This is a genomic window from Priestia sp. YIM B13551 (assembly GCF_042787905.1).
Classification (GTDB): domain Bacteria; phylum Bacillota; class Bacilli; order Bacillales; family Bacillaceae_H; genus Priestia.
In genome coordinates this window covers 1,592,839-1,608,508 of the sequence record NZ_JBHZOX010000001.1, presented here as the reverse complement: position 1 = coordinate 1,608,508, position 15,670 = coordinate 1,592,839, and the positions used below count along the sequence as shown (strand labels likewise).

The 15,670-nt window shown below is 38.3% G+C and carries 17 protein-coding genes; 12 read left to right on the top strand and 5 right to left on the bottom strand.

Annotated elements, in window-relative coordinates:
• Window positions 1-172: 172 nt before the first annotated feature.
• A complete protein-coding gene (locus tag ACFX4N_RS08175; protein ID WP_013056026.1) occupies window positions 173-685 on the bottom strand; it encodes a L,D-transpeptidase family protein in 513 nt (170 codons plus the stop codon).
• A 109-nt stretch (window positions 686-794) separates the two neighbouring features.
• Between ACFX4N_RS08175 and ACFX4N_RS08170 the strand changes: the two genes are divergently transcribed.
• Both ACFX4N_RS08170 and ACFX4N_RS08165 read left to right on the top strand, forming a co-directional pair.
• Window positions 795-2,321 (top strand): Ppx/GppA family phosphatase, encoded by a 1,527-nt coding sequence (locus ACFX4N_RS08170; RefSeq protein ID WP_057274562.1) that lies wholly within the window; start codon window positions 795-797, stop codon window positions 2,319-2,321.
• A gap of 73 nt (window positions 2,322-2,394) precedes the next feature.
• Window positions 2,395-4,518: an RNA degradosome polyphosphate kinase gene (locus tag ACFX4N_RS08165; RefSeq protein WP_192100609.1), complete on the top strand. Its 2,124-nt coding sequence runs from the start codon at window positions 2,395-2,397 to the stop codon at window positions 4,516-4,518.
• 39 nt (window positions 4,519-4,557) lie between these two features.
• Here ACFX4N_RS08165 and ACFX4N_RS08160 read toward each other — a convergent pair whose 3' ends face one another.
• Window positions 4,558-4,896 (bottom strand): hypothetical protein, encoded by a 339-nt coding sequence (locus ACFX4N_RS08160; RefSeq protein WP_029325109.1) that lies wholly within the window; start codon window positions 4,894-4,896, stop codon window positions 4,558-4,560.
• A 145-nt stretch (window positions 4,897-5,041) separates the two neighbouring features.
• A complete protein-coding gene (locus tag ACFX4N_RS08155) occupies window positions 5,042-5,908 on the bottom strand; it encodes a metallophosphoesterase (protein WP_013056030.1) in 867 nt (288 codons plus the stop codon).
• A gap of 171 nt (window positions 5,909-6,079) precedes the next feature.
• On the opposite strand from ACFX4N_RS08155, the gene fadH reads away from it, so the two are divergent.
• The 3 genes from fadH to ACFX4N_RS08140 all read left to right on the top strand — a co-directional run bounded on the left by fadH (window position 6,080) and on the right by ACFX4N_RS08140 (window position 8,791).
• Window positions 6,080-6,844, top strand: coding sequence for a 2,4-dienoyl-CoA reductase (fadH, locus tag ACFX4N_RS08150; protein WP_013056031.1), 765 nt, complete (start codon window positions 6,080-6,082; stop codon window positions 6,842-6,844).
• A 105-nt stretch (window positions 6,845-6,949) separates the two neighbouring features.
• Window positions 6,950-8,161 carry an EAL domain-containing protein gene (locus ACFX4N_RS08145; RefSeq protein ID WP_013056032.1) on the top strand — a complete coding sequence of 404 codons (1,212 nt, stop codon included), beginning with the start codon at window positions 6,950-6,952 and terminating at the stop codon, window positions 8,159-8,161.
• Window positions 8,162-8,317: 156 nt separating this feature from the next.
• A complete protein-coding gene (locus tag ACFX4N_RS08140) occupies window positions 8,318-8,791 on the top strand; it encodes a DUF3993 domain-containing protein (RefSeq protein ID WP_057274565.1) in 474 nt (157 codons plus the stop codon).
• A 41-nt stretch (window positions 8,792-8,832) separates the two neighbouring features.
• Here ACFX4N_RS08140 and ACFX4N_RS08135 read toward each other — a convergent pair whose 3' ends face one another.
• A complete protein-coding gene (locus ACFX4N_RS08135) occupies window positions 8,833-9,069 on the bottom strand; it encodes a glutaredoxin domain-containing protein (protein WP_013056034.1) in 237 nt (78 codons plus the stop codon).
• A gap of 280 nt (window positions 9,070-9,349) precedes the next feature.
• Between ACFX4N_RS08135 and ACFX4N_RS08130 the strand changes: the two genes are divergently transcribed.
• The 6 genes from ACFX4N_RS08130 to ACFX4N_RS08105 all read left to right on the top strand — a co-directional run bounded on the left by ACFX4N_RS08130 (window position 9,350) and on the right by ACFX4N_RS08105 (window position 13,825).
• The gene (locus ACFX4N_RS08130) at window positions 9,350-9,586 is read left to right on the top strand and encodes a YkuJ family protein (RefSeq protein WP_013056035.1); all 237 of its coding nucleotides are present in this window, start codon (window positions 9,350-9,352) and stop codon (window positions 9,584-9,586) included.
• A 382-nt stretch (window positions 9,587-9,968) separates the two neighbouring features.
• Window positions 9,969-10,424 carry a cyclic-di-AMP-binding protein CbpB gene (gene cbpB / locus ACFX4N_RS08125; RefSeq protein WP_013056036.1) on the top strand — a complete coding sequence of 152 codons (456 nt, stop codon included), beginning with the start codon at window positions 9,969-9,971 and terminating at the stop codon, window positions 10,422-10,424.
• Between the two features lie 99 nt (window positions 10,425-10,523).
• The gene (locus ACFX4N_RS08120) at window positions 10,524-11,402 is read left to right on the top strand and encodes a transcriptional regulator CcpC (RefSeq protein ID WP_013056037.1); all 879 of its coding nucleotides are present in this window, start codon (window positions 10,524-10,526) and stop codon (window positions 11,400-11,402) included.
• A 129-nt stretch (window positions 11,403-11,531) separates the two neighbouring features.
• Window positions 11,532-12,251, top strand: coding sequence for a 2,3,4,5-tetrahydropyridine-2,6-dicarboxylate N-acetyltransferase (gene dapD / locus ACFX4N_RS08115; protein WP_013082280.1), 720 nt, complete (start codon window positions 11,532-11,534; stop codon window positions 12,249-12,251).
• Between the two features lie 144 nt (window positions 12,252-12,395).
• Window positions 12,396-13,523 carry an N-acetyldiaminopimelate deacetylase gene (locus tag ACFX4N_RS08110; RefSeq protein WP_013056039.1) on the top strand — a complete coding sequence of 376 codons (1,128 nt, stop codon included), beginning with the start codon at window positions 12,396-12,398 and terminating at the stop codon, window positions 13,521-13,523.
• A 56-nt stretch (window positions 13,524-13,579) separates the two neighbouring features.
• Window positions 13,580-13,825, top strand: coding sequence for a YkuS family protein (locus ACFX4N_RS08105; protein ID WP_013056040.1), 246 nt, complete (start codon window positions 13,580-13,582; stop codon window positions 13,823-13,825).
• A gap of 35 nt (window positions 13,826-13,860) precedes the next feature.
• Here the strand turns inward: ACFX4N_RS08105 and ACFX4N_RS08100 are convergent, their stop codons facing one another.
• Window positions 13,861-14,724 carry a mechanosensitive ion channel family protein gene (locus ACFX4N_RS08100; protein WP_013056041.1) on the bottom strand — a complete coding sequence of 288 codons (864 nt, stop codon included), beginning with the start codon at window positions 14,722-14,724 and terminating at the stop codon, window positions 13,861-13,863.
• 356 nt (window positions 14,725-15,080) lie between these two features.
• Here ACFX4N_RS08100 and ACFX4N_RS08095 point away from each other — a divergent pair, with 356 nt between their 5' ends.
• Window positions 15,081-15,629, top strand: a complete 549-nt coding sequence (locus ACFX4N_RS08095; RefSeq protein WP_014461006.1) for a peroxiredoxin — start codon at window positions 15,081-15,083, stop codon at window positions 15,627-15,629.
• The last annotated feature ends 41 nt before the right edge of the window (window positions 15,630-15,670 follow it).

Sequence of the window (15,670 nt, the reverse complement as noted above, 5' to 3'; positions counted from 1 at the left end):
TTGAAAATAATTACACGAAGAAGTATTTTGGTAATTAATGAAATTTCCTATGTATAGGGTTTGTTTTGTTACGCTTCCTTATACAAGTAAAGTGGAACAGCAAGCCATACTTTCTATTTTAAAAAAAATGCTGCTCCCACAGTTAAACAATTATTGATTAGTAAATCCCGAACTATTGAGCCATTCGTCGAGAAGGTCGAATATAAACACCAGTCCCATTTGGCACAATTTTAGCTAGCTCATTTACTTGGGCATTATACATGCGAATGCATCCTTTGGATACGGCTTTTCCAATAGAACTTGGATCATTTGTTCCGTGAATGCCATATGACTTTTTAGACAAGCTTAGCCACATTGTGCCAAAAGGCCCCCCGGGGTTTGGCTCCCGGTTAACGATAATAAAGTCTCCAGTAGGGGTTGCGCTCAGCATTTTTCCTGCTGCAATGGGATAGACTTTTTGTATGATATTATTTCTTCGTAATTCAAGCTGCTTTTCAGCAATAAACACGTGGATCGTGTAAGGAATGAGCTCTTTATCAGGGAGGTTTGGAATGATGATTACTTGCCCAGGCTTCAGCGTACTATGGCTTACAAAAGGATTAGCCATCCACAGGTCTTCAACCGGAATCCGGTAGTCACCTGAAACGCTTTGCCAGGTTTCACCGCGCTTTACTATATATCTCATTAACTTCGCTCCTTTGATATATGATTATGTTGTAACAGTATACGATTGAAAAAAGTAAAAGTGACTTTTGTGAGCATAAAGTTATTTTGAAAAAGGTGTTGAAATTACATTGACTTATAAACATGGACTGATTGATATAGGTTCAAATACGATACGCCTTGTTATTTATGAATACAAAAAAGGCAGAGGGTTTAAGCAAATTGAAAACGTGAAAGTAGCTGCACGGCTTCGAAATTATTTAAGTAAAGAAGGAGTGTTAACGGCTAAAGGAATATGTACCTTGCTTGATACGCTTGAAACGTTTGGAGTTATTACCAAGCATCAGCAGCTGCCGCACGTTACCTGTGTGGCCACAGCTACCATCCGTCAAGCGGCTAATGCAAAAGAAGTTCTAGCGCTTGTAAAAAAAGAAACGGGCTTTTCTATTCAACTATTGTCTGAATATGAAGAAGCGTATTACGGCTTTGTTGCCGTTATTCATTCCACTTCGATCGAAGAAGCCATTACAATTGACATTGGTGGGGGAAGTACGGAAGTTACGTATTTTCGCAATCGAGAGTTAGTGCAGTACCACAGCTTTTCGTTCGGTGCCTTATCTCTGCGTCTGCAGTTCGTCAAAGGCAATATTCCCACTGCAGAAGAAAAAGTAAAAATCCGCGATTTCGTGATCCGGCATTTCCATACTGTCCCGTGGCTTTTAAATCGCCAAGTTCCGATTGTAGCAATTGGAGGAAGTGCAAGAAGTATGGTGCAAGTGCATCAAGGTTTTATCCACTATCCTCTCGCCGGGCTGCATCAATATGAAATGAATTTAGCTGATATATTGCATGTGAAATCTGCTATAGGCTCATTGTCTTATCACAATCTTCAAAAGCTAGACCGCTTGTCAAAAGATCGTGCGGATACAATTTTGCCAGCGATTGAAGTATTTCAATCATTATATGAAACAGTCAACGCGACTCGTTTCATCTTAAGCCGCAAAGGCTTAAGAGAAGGGGTGTTATTTAAGGAGGCTTCTGATGCTAATATCCAGCCAATGTACCCCGATGTCATACAGCAAAGTTTTCAAGAAATAATGGAAGAGTTTGAAGTAAATAAAGATTATGTCAAACAGCTTACGCGCACAGCTATTATGATGTTTCAGCATCTTAGGGAGCAGGGACCGGTTGATTTAAAAGAGGATGACTTAGCGCTTCTTATAAAAGCTGCGCAAGTGTATGATATAGGAAAGTATATTGATGCGGAATCAAGCAGCCAGCATACGTTTTATGTGCTTGCTAATCGTACAATCGATGGAATTTCACATAGAGAACGTTTAAAGCTGGCACTTGTTTCTTCATATAAAGGGAAGTCTTCTTTTAGGCAATATGTTGCTCCTTTTAAAAAGTGGTTAACAAAAGAAGAACAAAAAAAAGTCCAGCTGCTCGGTGCGGTTTTAAAAATAGCTGACGGTTTACATGCAACAAAGCGAAATGTTGTTCAACATATTGACATGAAAAGCGATGAAAACACAGTTACGATTAAACTATTATGTACAAAAACCTTTCGTCCTGAACAATATCAGGCTGAAAAACAGAAAAAGCATCTAGAAAAAGTAGTGAAAAAAAATATTGTTCTTGAATTTACTAAGCTTTAGAATAACGCTGGATCGGTTAGAATATTCAGTATAGCTAACTAGATTAAATCCATTATCCTGGAAGGTGAGGCTAATGTTAGAAAGTAATCGCACTTATAAGCAAACCATACAAGTGGCTGATTCAGCTTATTACAATAATCGTGAATTGAGCTGGCTGGCTTTTAACAAGCGGGTGCTGGAAGAAGCAGTAGATACGAAAAACCTTTTACTTGAGCGGTTTAAATTTCTAGGAATTTTCAGTTCAAATCTGGATGAGTTTTTTATGATTCGGGTAGCCGGATTAAAAGATCAAGTGAAAGCTGGATTTAGCAAACCTGAAAACAAAGCAGGCTTAACTCCTAAACAGCAGCTATTTTCTATCTCCAAACAAAACCACGATCTAGTCAAGCAGCAGGATGATACGTATATTCATACACTTCTTCCCGAATTACAGAAATACGGCGTGGAAATCATTACGGTTGAAAAGCTGGAGAAATCAAATCTAGATAAGCTTGAACAGTATTTTGACGAGCAAATCTTTCCCGTATTAACTCCTATGGCTATTGATACCTACCGGCCGTTTCCTATGTTGATGAATAAAAGCTTGAACTTAGTAGTCGTCCTTTCAGAAAATTTAAATGATGAGCAGCAAATTGCCGAGATAAAAGAAAGACTAGCTATCGTTCAAGTACCTTCGGTGCTAACGCGCTACATTGAAATAGCCACGTCAGATTCTACCCGTCTATTTGTATTGCTAGAGGATGTAATTGCCTATTTTATTAAAAAGTTGTTTAAGGGATACCGCGTTTCATCCGTTTCTCAATTTCGAATTACCCGCAACGCAGATATGACTATTCACGAAGAAGACGCTCAAGATTTACTAAAAGAAATTGAAGAAGAGTTACAGAAGCGAAAATGGGGAGCGGCTGTTCGGCTTGAGATTAAGAGTCCATATGATCAGGGTGTACTAGCGTATTTAAAGTCAGTACTTGAAATTGACGATGAAGATGTGTATGAGATCGAAGGACAGCTGGATTTAACCAGTTTATTTTCGTTTTATAGATTACTTAAATCTACGCATGAAGAGTTGGCTGACAAAGCCTTTATTCCTAAGCTTACAACAGAGTTACATCCGGATCAAAATGTTTTCGACCAAATGATTCAAAGAGATATTTTGCTTCACCATCCTTATGAATCGTTTAAGCCGGTACTTGATTTTGTTAACGGTGCAGCAGACGATGAAAATGTGCTCGCTATTAAGCAAACGTTATACAGGGTAAGCGGAGATTCTCCCGTTATTAAAGCATTAAAACGAGCGGCTGCAAAAGGTAAACAAGTGACGGTACTAGTTGAACTAAAAGCGAGGTTTGATGAAGAGAATAATGTGCAATGGGCTAAAGAGCTAGAGCGGGCAGGGTGCCACGTGATATATGGAATGACTCATTTAAAAACGCATGGTAAAATTACGCTCGTGGTGAGAAGAGAAGGAGAGCATATTAAACGGTTTGTTCATCTTGGTACTGGGAATTACAACGATGCGACGGCAAAGATCTATACGGATATAAGTCTTTTTACTGTCAATCGAAACATCGGGATAGATGCGGCCAATTTTTTTAATTACTTAAGTGGCTATACGCAAAAACCAGTATATCATCATTTATCCGTTGCACCATTTGATATAAGAAATGATTTCTTGCATCTCATTGATAAGGAAATCCATTATCACAGACGGTATGGCAATGGAAGAATCATTGGGAAAATGAACTCATTGACGGATAAAATTTTAATTATGAAGCTATATGAAGCTTCTATAGCTGGTGTGACAATCGAACTCATTGTTAGAGGAACGTGCTGCTTGCGCCCTCAAATTCAAGGCGTTAGCGAGAATATAAGGGTAAGAAGCATTGTCGGACGATTTTTAGAGCATAGCCGAATCTATTATTTTCATCATAATAAACAGGAAAAGTTTTTCTTGTCATCTGCAGATATGATGACAAGAAATATGGTGAAACGAGTAGAAATTTTATTTCCTATCTTGGATACACATTTGAAAAAAAAAGTGTGGAAGTGGCTTGAAGTTATGCTTGCTGATAATGTAAAAGCACGAGAACAAGATCAAGAAGGGAATTATCATTACGTCATAAAAAAAGAACATGAGCTCTCTATTAACAGTCAAGAGATCTTTTGTCAATATGCTCTTTGCGACGACCAAGAATAACATAAAAAAAGCCGAGTGCTCGGCTTTTTAGTCATGTTATTATCTAGGAATGGGACCACCAGGACCGTATCCAGGTCCGTAGTATGTGTTATAAACAGGAGCACCGCCTCCATAACCGGCACCAGGGTAGCCTCCTCCAGAAAATCCAACGCCTCCATAGCCGGCACCAGGGTAGCCTCCTCCAGGAAATCCACCGCCATAAAACGGAACTGGATAAGGATAAGGTGGTGGACAGCACCCAGGTCTGCCTCCAAAACCGCCAACAGCTAGTCCTCCAAGCAGCCCACCAGCTAAGCCAGCAACAAAAGGAAATCCAAAAAAGCGCTCGTCACCATTTGGAATATTACGATATCCTGTATAGGGATATTGATAGTACATAATTTAACCTCCTTGTCAGTTGTCTTTGTAGTGTATGGCTGAACGGAAGCTTTTGAGCCTGGTTTATTTCTTTAAGACTAGAATTAGGCGGTCATGATCAGCTAAAAAAAGACAAAAAACATAAAAACGCCCCGTAAGGGCGTTTTTATGTTTTTTGCAAGGTGAAAAGCGTAATTTCAGGCGTAGCTAAAAAACGAAAAGGAATGCGAGTGGTTCCTAAGCCTCTGTTCACATAAAGCTTCATTTTAGAATCTCCAACTTCGTACATTCCTTCAGGGTAAACCGTCCCAAAGGGCGGTGTAATCAAAGGACCGTAAAAAGGAATTTGAATTTGGCCTCCATGACTATGGCCGGAGAGCTGAAGATCTACTGGAAAAGGAGCTGCTTTGACAGCAACATCAGGTTCATGAATCATAGCAATAGAAAAGATATTCGGCTGTAATTGCCCTAGCGTTCCCTCATATTGTGGATTCCCAAGCATAATATCATCGAGTCCACAAATATGAATGTAGCTTTTATCAGGCATGGAAACCGTATCAACTTCATTTACTAGAAGTCTAAATCCTGCGTCTTCAATGGCTTGTTTGTAGATATTTGTTCCATACCCTCCATGATCATGGTTTCCATATATTGCGTATTTTCCAAGAGGAGCCTGAAGCCTCTGTAAAATTGGGGGGATTCTTTCTGGATGCGGGTATTCATTAGGTACATCCATTAAATCTCCGGTAAATAATATAATATTAGGCTTCAAATTATTTATGGTCACCATAAGCTGTTCTAGTTGTAATAAATCGTAAGAGAGTCCAAGGTGAATATCACTAAATTGTAAAATTTTTATTCCGTTAAAGCTTTTCGGAATGTTTTTAGAAGTAATTGTATGACGAACAATTTGCAGACGTCTAGGCTCAATATATTTGGCATATGTATACCCAAAAGACGTGGTGAGCAAAGACCCTAACGAAATAGACGCTAGTCCTTTCAAAAAAGATCGTCTTGTATACGTCTTTTTCATGCAAAATCAACCTATTCCTTATAGTTTTCAAGTTTTCATTATAGCATTGTTTTTTTTATCATCACAACGAGAAGTCTGCTTTTAAGTTAAATGGATAAAAGTTTCACTTTATTCAGAAAAAATAGTAAAATGATAGTTGTAAAACACTTATGTTTTGGGGAGGAAGATAAATTGAAGAACAAGGTCGTAATTGTTACTGGCGGTTCAAGTGGAATGGGAAAACATATGGCGAAGCGATTTGCAGAACAAGGTGCTCATGTGGTAATCACAGGTAGATCAGCCGATCGATTACAAGAGACAGAAAATGAAATTAAAACGTTTGATGGACAGGTACTTTCAGTGGTAATGGATGTACGCAATCCAGAAGATGTGGAACGTATGGTTCAAGAAACAGACAAGGCATTTGGACAAATTGATTTTTTAGTTAATAATGCTGCAGGCAATTTTATATGTGCAGCTGAAGACTTATCCATTAACGGATGGAACAGCGTAATTAATATCGTATTAAATGGTACATTTTATTGCAGTTCCGCAGTAGGGAAATATTGGATCGATAAAGGTACAAAAGGGGTCATTACAAACATTGTGGCTACATACGCCTGGAACGCAGGAGCAGGCGTTATTCATTCAGCTTGTGCCAAGTCAGGAGTTTTAACCATGACGCGCACGCTTGCAGTAGAGTGGGGGAAGAAATATGGTATACGGGTGAATGCGATTGCGCCAGGACCGATCGAGCGAACAGGCGGAGCTGATAAATTATTTGAGTCAGAAAAAATGAAAGCGCGTACATTAGATTCTGTACCATTAGGACGCCTTGGAACTCCTGAGGAAATAGCAGGATTAGCCAGTTTCCTATTTTCCGATGAAGCGTCTTATATAAATGGGGAATGTATCACAATGGACGGGGGACAGTGGCTAAATCAGCATCCTTTTTAAGGTTGGATACGCACTAAAAAGTACAAAGCAAACCGAGAAGGACTAGCAAAATTATGCTATTCGTATTATACTAACGTAAAGTGAACAAGGAGAGGGGAGAGTTGAGTGGACCCGTTAGATGTATTAACAAACATAGAGAAAACTCTTCCGTATTATCAAGCAATTTTTAGTGCAGATGGACATAGAGTAATTGGCTATGAAGTGTTGGCGAGGTTTCAAAATGAAGGGGAAATTGAAAGTCTCGGCCCATTCTTTCATGATGATGCGATTCCGGATGAATATCGCATAGAAGTTGATTATGCTGTTTTAACACAAGCGCTCGAGCATATGTTGACCCAGGAAGAACAATTTTTAATTTTTATTAATCAGAACCCTAATTTATTAATGAACGATCATGGAGAATCCTTGCTAGAATTATTGCAACTTTTCGAAAATAAAGGATTATCGCTTGATCGAATTGTTCTCGAAATTACAGAACACAATTTTAGTGGAGATTTGGAATCGCTTCAACACTTACTAAAGTATTATCAAACATATGGTATTAAGATTGCAATTGATAATATAGGAAAAGAAAGTAGTAATCTAGACAGGATTGGGTTGCTTTCACCAGATATCTTAAAAGTAGATTTACATATTCTGAGACAAACGGACATGGCGCAGTCGTATCAAGACGTATTGTATTCTTTATCTCTGTTAGCAAGAAAAATGGGTGCTACGCTTCTATACGAAGATATAGAAGCCTCCTATCAGCTGCAATATGCATGGAGAAACGGAGGCAGATATTTTCAAGGTTATTATTTACATAAGCCGGCTGCTGAACTTGTCGATCCGAACATCTTAAAGGATAAACTAAAGGAACGTTTTGAAATGTATATCGCTCACGAAAAGAAAAAGCTGCTTGCTGTTTACCAGCTGACAGAACGCTTTCAAGATAAAATGCAGCAGGTAATGACAAAGTGCAGAAAGCTAGAAACGTATGACGATATGCTGCCTGTTATTGCAGAAGAACTATCCAACGTGTGTTTTCGCCTTTACATCTGCGATGAAAATGGATTTCAAAAGTCTTCTAACTATGTAAAGAAAAACGAGGATTGGATTCTTGAACCTGAATATGTAAAGAAAAATTGGAGCTGGCGCCCATATTTTCTTGAGAATATTATTCGAATGAGCTATGAAAAAAAAGGCATATTATCAGATTTGTATAATGATATTGAAACAGGTGAGAATATCCGAACTTTTTCGTATCCGATTGATAATATGCACTATATATTCCTTGATATTTCATATTCTTTTTTATACGAAAGAGACGTTTTGTAGAGAATAAATAAGTTGAAGTTAAACCGGCAACCAGCAAAAGTGGTTGCCGGTTTTTTATGTTTTTTTAGAGGAGAACGACAGTCGGTTATAGAGATATGCATAGGCAGAGAAAATTTCGGAATTCTAATAAAAAAGAAGTTAAGGAGCTGATTTAATTTGAAGAAAATATGCTTACTTGTCTTTTTGCTGATTGTCTTGTACTCAGGAAAATCTGTTCATGCAGAAGTATCAGGAGAGATTAGGCATGAAATCTTTATAAATTTGCAGGACGCTTATCAGGCTCAGCTAAGAGCTGCGTCTGCCCATACTAATCAAGACGCTGTTGTTCGTGAGCTGAAATTGTTTTTAGATGATGAGTATGCATCTGTGTTTTTTAATGAGGCTCTCTTACAAAAAGCTCAAGGGTATGTTGGAGAGGGACCTGAATATTTAACACACTACATCCCTTTCTTTTCTTTTGATGAACAGACGAAGGTAGCTCTTCATTCCGACCAAAACAAAGCTTATGTCTATCAATTTTTTCCGGCTGTGCATAATGAACGGGTAAAATACCAAGATCATTACGAAATGATCACGTTAGTAAAAAAACAGGGGAAATGGAAAGTGCAAAAGTTTATATATAGTAAGTAACACTCAAAATAGCCGAGGAAAGCTTATTTTGAGTGTTTCTGTTACCCGATGTTAAGAAGCTTCTCAAGCGCTTGAAGGTCAAATCCTCTGATAATTTCCTGATCAACACGAATGGTCGGAGTGGAATAAGACTCTAACTCAGTAGTCATTCGTTTTCGAGCAGAAGCATCTTTAGATACGTCAAATTCTTTATAGGAAACGTGATGATGCTGTAAAAACTGTTTAACAATTTCGCAAGGTGGGCAAGCTGGTTGTGTGTACAACTCTATAGATCTCAATGAAAGCACCTCCCTATATTAAAATGAATGGTGTTAAAGTAGAATGAAGTTTTGTATGATACATAGTATATCGCTATGTTATTATAATAAAAAACGACATATATCGCTATAATAAGGCATTTTCTTATGAAAAATCACGTAAAGTACTTGTGTTTTTTTAGTATGTGGCATATAGTGAAATGGTGTCTTTTAAGTATTAGTTTAGATAAAGTATTTATTTGAATTGATATTGTAGAAAAGTCGAATGCGTAATGATGTAATAGGTGAAAGGAGAGATTATATGTCACAATTACAAGGTATTTTAACTCGTCTTGTGAATCTCCGTGAGCAAGCAAGTGGAAGTGAAGCGCCACAACGCTTCTTCGAAGTAGAGGGAAAAAGAATTTGCAGCGTGAAATATCATGCAAAAACTGAAACATACGAACTTGAAGTATATCAAGATGGTGAAAAGCCAGCCGTTTATCAATTTGATAACGTTGATATGATTGCAATTGAAATTTTTGAACTTATTCATTAAGGGATAAAGCAAAACGAATGCCGCAAAGGATTTTATACTTTGCGGCATTTTTTTGTTACTGCGTATGGAGTTTTTGCGGTGGCTTCTGCCCTATTTTCCCGAGAAATATCGACAAAGTCATAGCGGATTTTCTGATAAATGGAAGGAACGGGTCGAATGCTGTAAAAAAATCAAAATAAAAAATTCAGATAATTATGAACTTTCGTTGACACTTGTTTTAAAAAAATCTAGACTTAACATATAAGGGAGAACATCGAGTGTGTCTACTTCTATTCCCTCTTAAAGGTTCGCATTTACGTAAGCAAGCTATTTTCATTTTGTAGCTTGTTCTTTTTCTCTTTACACACGTGGAAGTTATGAGAAATGGAAGGAGAATGTATAAATGATTGATATTGATCACAATCAGTTAAATCAAATTGAACTTCGAGATTTGCTTGTCACTTCTGATAAAGTTGCTCATGTTCAAGTGGGAAATAATTTAGAACATGCTTTGCTTGTGTTAACAAAGACTGGCTATACGTCCATTCCCGTATTAAATCCAAGGTTTCAGCTGCAGGGGTTCGTGAGCATGACGCTTATTTTAGATTCGATTTTAGGATTAAAGCGCATTGAATTTGAGCGATTAGAAACCATGAAAGTAGAAGAAGTTATGAATCAAAATGTTCCTCGTGTCTCCATGAAAAAATCCGTATTAAAAGTCATAAATGCCATGATTAACCATCCTTTTTTGTGCGTAGAGAATGAAGATGGCATTTTTGAAGGGATTTTAACACGAAGAAATTTGTTAAAGTCATTAAGAAGGCAGTCCATCATTCTCCCGAAAGAGTCATTTCAATAATTTTTTTAAGAAATCGTGTTTCAGCCTATCTTTCTCCGTTTTTTTCTTATATGATAAAGGTAAAATGAAAGTAAAAAGAGGCTTGAAAGGAATAACTGAATGCAATTAATAGAATGTCGAATGCTCGTTGTATTAGCTCAAGAATTAAATATGAGAAAAGCTGCAGAGAGATTATTTGTATCGCAACCAGCTTTATCACAGAGGCTGCAAACCATTGAAAAAGCATGGGATACACAAATCTTCATTCGTTCGCAAAAAGGACTGTCATTAACGCCTGCTGGAGAAAAGATTGTTCAATTTGCAAAAGAAGTGGTAGAAAAAGAAGATCGGGTTCGTGAGGACCTGCATCATTTAGATAATGAAGTATATGGTACACTCAAATTAGCGGTGGCTTCGATTATTGGACAGCACTGGCTGCCGGCGGTTTTAAAACGCTATATGGATCGTTACCCACATGCTAAAATCTCTCTTGTAACCGGCTGGAGCAGTGAAATGCTTCGCTATCTGTACGAAGATGAGGTACATATTGGAATCATACGCGGAAATCCGGATTGGAAAGGTGTCAAAGAACATTTGTTTACAGATCCTCTTTACCTAGTTGATTCAGAAATTGAAAGGGCAGCGGAAGTAGTAAATACTCATCGACCATTTATTCAATTTAAAAGTGACTCAACGTATTATCAAGAAATTTTAGAATGGTGGCATCGAGAGTTTCATACTACACCGAAGCGTACGATTGTAGTGGATCAGATTGAGACGTGTAAGCAAATGGCTTTAAATGGTCTTGGCTTCGCTATTTTACCATCGATTGCTATTAAAGAAGCTGGAAGCCATATTCACCGGACGCCGCTTCTGAAAGCAAATGGAGAGCCAATTACTCGAGACACTTCTTTAGTTGGATATGAATCAGCGTTTAAACTGAAGCAAGTTCGAGCATTTGTTGATATTGTACGTGAATATGTAAGAGAAACGGTCTAAAGCGAGCCTAGATGCTCGCTTTTTTTATTTGCAATCGTTATCTTTTTATTAAAACGATAATGATGCTTGTCATTGTGAAAGCATTTTGTTACATTAAATGAGACATTGCTTACTTAGGAGGAATACATAATGAAAATGATGGATGCTAATGAGATTATCTCATTTATTCAAAACAGCACAAAATCAACACCGGTAAAAGTTTACGTAAAAGGTGAAGTAGAAGGAATTGACTTTGGTTCATCTTCTAAAACATTCGTAACGGGCAACACAGGTGTAGTATTTGGTGAATGGAAAGAAATCAAAGCTGCTATTGAAGCAAACGAAGGAAAAATTGAAGACTACGTAATTGAAAACGATCGTCGCAACTCTGCGATTCCTTTATTAGATATGAAAGGAATTAAAGCTCGTATTGAGCCAGGCGCTATTATTCGCGATCAAGTTGAAATCGGCGACAACGCTGTTATTATGATGGGTGCATCTATTAACATCGGCTCTGTGATCGGTGAAGGAACAATGATCGACATGAACGTAGTACTTGGTGGTCGTGCGACAGTAGGTAAAAACTGTCACATCGGCGCAGGTTCTGTATTAGCTGGTGTTATTGAGCCACCTTCTGCAAAACCAGTTGTAGTAGAAGATGATGTAGTAATCGGTGCTAATGCTGTTGTTCTTGAAGGTGTAACAGTAGGTAAAGGTGCCGTAGTTGCTGCAGGTGCAATTGTGGTAGAAGATGTAGCTCCTTACACAGTAGTAGCAGGTACGCCGGCTCGCGTTATTAAAGAAATTGACGAAAAAACAAAGTCTAAAACAGAAATCAAGCAAGAATTGCGTCAATTAAACGAAGAATAAGAAAAACGATCAGTTTGCGCTTTTTCTTTGCTGAATTAATAGGTTTTAGCGATTGGGATACTGAATCCTTGAACGTATCATATGGACAAGTTGGAAGCGTGGGCAACCACGCTTTCTTCTTTATTTCGTGAGGAGGACATACACATGGCTGAAAATGAATTTGTGAAAATAAGAAGAGAGCTACATAAAATTCCTGAATTAGGGTTTCAAGAGGTGAAAACACAGCGTTTTTTGCTTGATTATATTAACACTCTTCCGCAAGAGCGCTTAGAAGTAAAGACGTGGAAAACAGGACTCTTTGTTAAAGTACATGGTACAAATCCAACTAAAACAATAGGCTACCGAGCAGATATTGACGGTCTTCCTATCACGGAAGAAACGAATTATTCTTTTCAATCACAGCATGAAGGACTCATGCATGCCTGCGGACATGATATGCATATGGCCATTGGGTTAGGCGTATTGACTTACTTTGCTCAGCATGAAATCAAAGATAATGTACTGTTTATCTTTCAACCTGCAGAAGAAGGTCCAGGAGGAGCACAGCCAATGCTCCAAAGCGACATCATGAAAGAATGGCTTCCAGATTTCATCTTCGCCCTTCACGTAGCGCCTGAATATCCGGTTGGGTCGATTGCGCTGAAGGAAGGGTTACTATTTGCTAACACGTCTGAGCTATTTATTGATTTAAAAGGAAAAGGCGGCCATGCTGCTTATCCACATACAACAAATGATATGGTAGTTGCGGCATGCCAGCTCGTTTCACAGCTTCAAACTATTGTTGCTCGCAACGTTGATCCGCTAGACAGCGCTGTAATTACAGTAGGAAAAATTCAAGGCGGGACGGTTCAAAATATTATTGCGGAGCGAGCTCGCATAGAAGGAACCATTCGCACGCTATCTCCTGAATCAATGACGCGTGTTAAAGAACGAATTGAAGCGATTGTTAAAGGAGTAGAAGTAGGGTACCAGTGTGAAACAGCCATTGATTATGGTTGTATGTATCATCAAGTATATAATCACCATGAAGTCACGCGAGAGTTCATGGAATTTGCCAAAGAGCAAACGGACGTGGATGTCATTGAGTGCAAAGAAGCAATGACAGGAGAAGATTTTGGCTATATGCTAAAAGATATTCCTGGATTTATGTTTTGGCTTGGCGTTCAGTCTGAATATGGGCTTCATCATGCAAAGCTGCAGCCTCATGAAGGCGCAATAGATATTGCGATTTCACTTATTACAAAATATTTTGAACATAAAGGCAATCAATAAATCGTATAATCATTTTTCCTTATGGCTAAATTAATACCATGAGGAGGTGGGCAACGATGGCACGAATTGGTGTAGAATACGGTTTAACAGATGTACAGGCTGCACTTCAGCAGCTCGGACATGAAGTGGTACAATTACGCAACGAAAGTGATGCACAAGGGTGCGATTGCTGTGTTGTAACAGGACAGGATTCAAACGTAATGGGGATTTCTGATGCAGTAACGCAAGGCTCAGTTATTACAGCTAGCGGATTAACGGCAGAAGAAATTTGTCAGCAAGTAGGCAACAAGGTACAAGGATAAAAGAAAGCCGAAGGAATAAATCCTTCGGCTATTTTTTATGCATGCTGAGGCTGCTTGACATCTTCAGGCTGCTTTTTATCAATATTTACTTGATGAGGGAACGGAATATCAATACCGTTTGCGTCAAACGCTTCTTTAAATTCTTTGCGAAGCTGACGTTCAATCCCCCACTGTTCACCGTTTTTAGCTTTGCCAACTACACGAAGCACAACGTCCGATGCGCCTAGACCTTGAACTCCTATCACGTTTGGTCCTTCTACAATATTTTCATTTGTTGCAGCAACGCGCTCGCATACTTTTTCTAGTACGGAAATAGCTTTGTCAATATCATCATCATACGAAATGCCAATATCAATTAACGCGCGCATATTGCCTCGGGAATGATTGCTTAAGCTTGTAATTTCACGGTTAGGCACATAGTGCAGAGTTCCATCAAACCCGCGAATTTGAGTAGTACGAAGACCTACTGATTCGACAATTCCTGAAAAACTTCCGGTTGTTACATAGTCGTCAACATCAAGCTGTTTTTCAAGAAGTAAAAAGAAACCTGTTACAACGTCGCTAACCAGTCCTTGAGCACCGAACCCGATTGCTAGACCCACAACTCCGGCACCAGCTAATAGAGCCGTGGCATGGATATTTACTGCTTCAAGCAGCATAACGACAAAAATAAAAATAAGTACATATGAAAACACATTAACGGTTAAACTTTTGAGTGTGAGCATACGTCCGCGCGTAGCATTTTCGCGCTCACTCATTTTTTCAAAGGAACGTTCAATAACTTTTTTACCAATTGCTCGTACAAGTAAAAATACAATGGTAATGGCAATGAGTTTTAACACAATAACTCCAGCATTGGTAAGAAGCTGTTCCCAGTTGATGTCTTGCATCTTAAACATTAGTTGTTCATCCTTCCTATGTTCTGTTTCAATATTAATAAGTGGGAATTTATTCTGTGGAAAAGATTTTGTAAGAGTATGAGCACATTTGTTTATTCCCGATATTAGACATGCTAAACTGAGAAGGTAAATAAATGCAACCCTTTTATAGCATTTTTTTGCTGGAATCAGGGTTTAATTTGCCCTAAAGGCGGGCATAACAACTATGTCACCATTATAAGATGTTGTTTAAATTCATTCTTAATTAATATTGACTAAAAAAACAATATCCATTATAATGAAAACCGTTATAACAGTACATAAGTGAGAATGTTTTATACATTTTCTCATTTAATAATTATTTGGAGGGATCATGTATGCCAGAACGTATGGTAGGTAAACAAGCTCCACGCTTTGAAATGGAAGCTGTATTATCAAACAAAGAATTCGGTAAAGTTAGCTTAGAAGAAAATATTAAAAATGACAAATGGACAGTATTATTCTTCTATCCAATGGACTTTACATTTGTATGTCCAACAGAAATCACTGCACTTTCTGACCGTTATGATGAGTTTGAAGATCTTGACGCAGAAGTAATCGGTGTTTCTACAGACACAATCCATACACACTTAGCTTGGATCAACACTGATCGTAAAGATAATGGTTTAGGTGATCTTAAATATCCATTAGCAGCTGATACAAATCACGTTGTTTCTCGTGAGTACGGCGTTTTAATTGAAGAAGAAGGTGTAGCACTTCGCGGTTTATTCATCATCAGCCCAGAAGGCGAATTACAATATTCAGTTGTAAACCACAACAATATTGGCCGTGACGTTGATGAAACTTTACGTGTTCTTCAAGCGTTACAAACTGGCGGACTTTGCCCAGCTAACTGGAAACCAGGTCAAGCTACTTTAAACGCGTAAGCACAACGTTTAAAAGGTCTAACGTCCACGTTAGGCCTTTT

Coding starts and splice junctions, on each gene's coding strand:
- ACFX4N_RS08110 (WP_013056039.1), top strand. CDS start 12,396: ATGGCTGAAAATGAATTTGTGAAAATAAGAAGAGAGCTACATAAAATT.
- ACFX4N_RS08105 (WP_013056040.1), top strand. CDS start 13,580: ATGGCACGAATTGGTGTAGAATACGGTTTAACAGATGTACAGGCTGCA.
- ACFX4N_RS08160 (WP_029325109.1), bottom strand. CDS start 4,896: ATGTACTATCAATATCCCTATACAGGATATCGTAATATTCCAAATGGT.
- ACFX4N_RS08100 (WP_013056041.1), bottom strand. CDS start 14,724: ATGTTTAAGATGCAAGACATCAACTGGGAACAGCTTCTTACCAATGCT.
- ACFX4N_RS08175 (WP_013056026.1), bottom strand. CDS start 685: ATGAGATATATAGTAAAGCGCGGTGAAACCTGGCAAAGCGTTTCAGGT.
- cbpB (WP_013056036.1), top strand. CDS start 9,969: ATGATTGATATTGATCACAATCAGTTAAATCAAATTGAACTTCGAGAT.
- ACFX4N_RS08165 (WP_192100609.1), top strand. CDS start 2,395: ATGTTAGAAAGTAATCGCACTTATAAGCAAACCATACAAGTGGCTGAT.
- dapD (WP_013082280.1), top strand. CDS start 11,532: ATGAAAATGATGGATGCTAATGAGATTATCTCATTTATTCAAAACAGC.
- ACFX4N_RS08130 (WP_013056035.1), top strand. CDS start 9,350: ATGTCACAATTACAAGGTATTTTAACTCGTCTTGTGAATCTCCGTGAG.
- ACFX4N_RS08095 (WP_014461006.1), top strand. CDS start 15,081: ATGCCAGAACGTATGGTAGGTAAACAAGCTCCACGCTTTGAAATGGAA.
- ACFX4N_RS08155 (WP_013056030.1), bottom strand. CDS start 5,908: ATGAAAAAGACGTATACAAGACGATCTTTTTTGAAAGGACTAGCGTCT.
- ACFX4N_RS08120 (WP_013056037.1), top strand. CDS start 10,524: ATGCAATTAATAGAATGTCGAATGCTCGTTGTATTAGCTCAAGAATTA.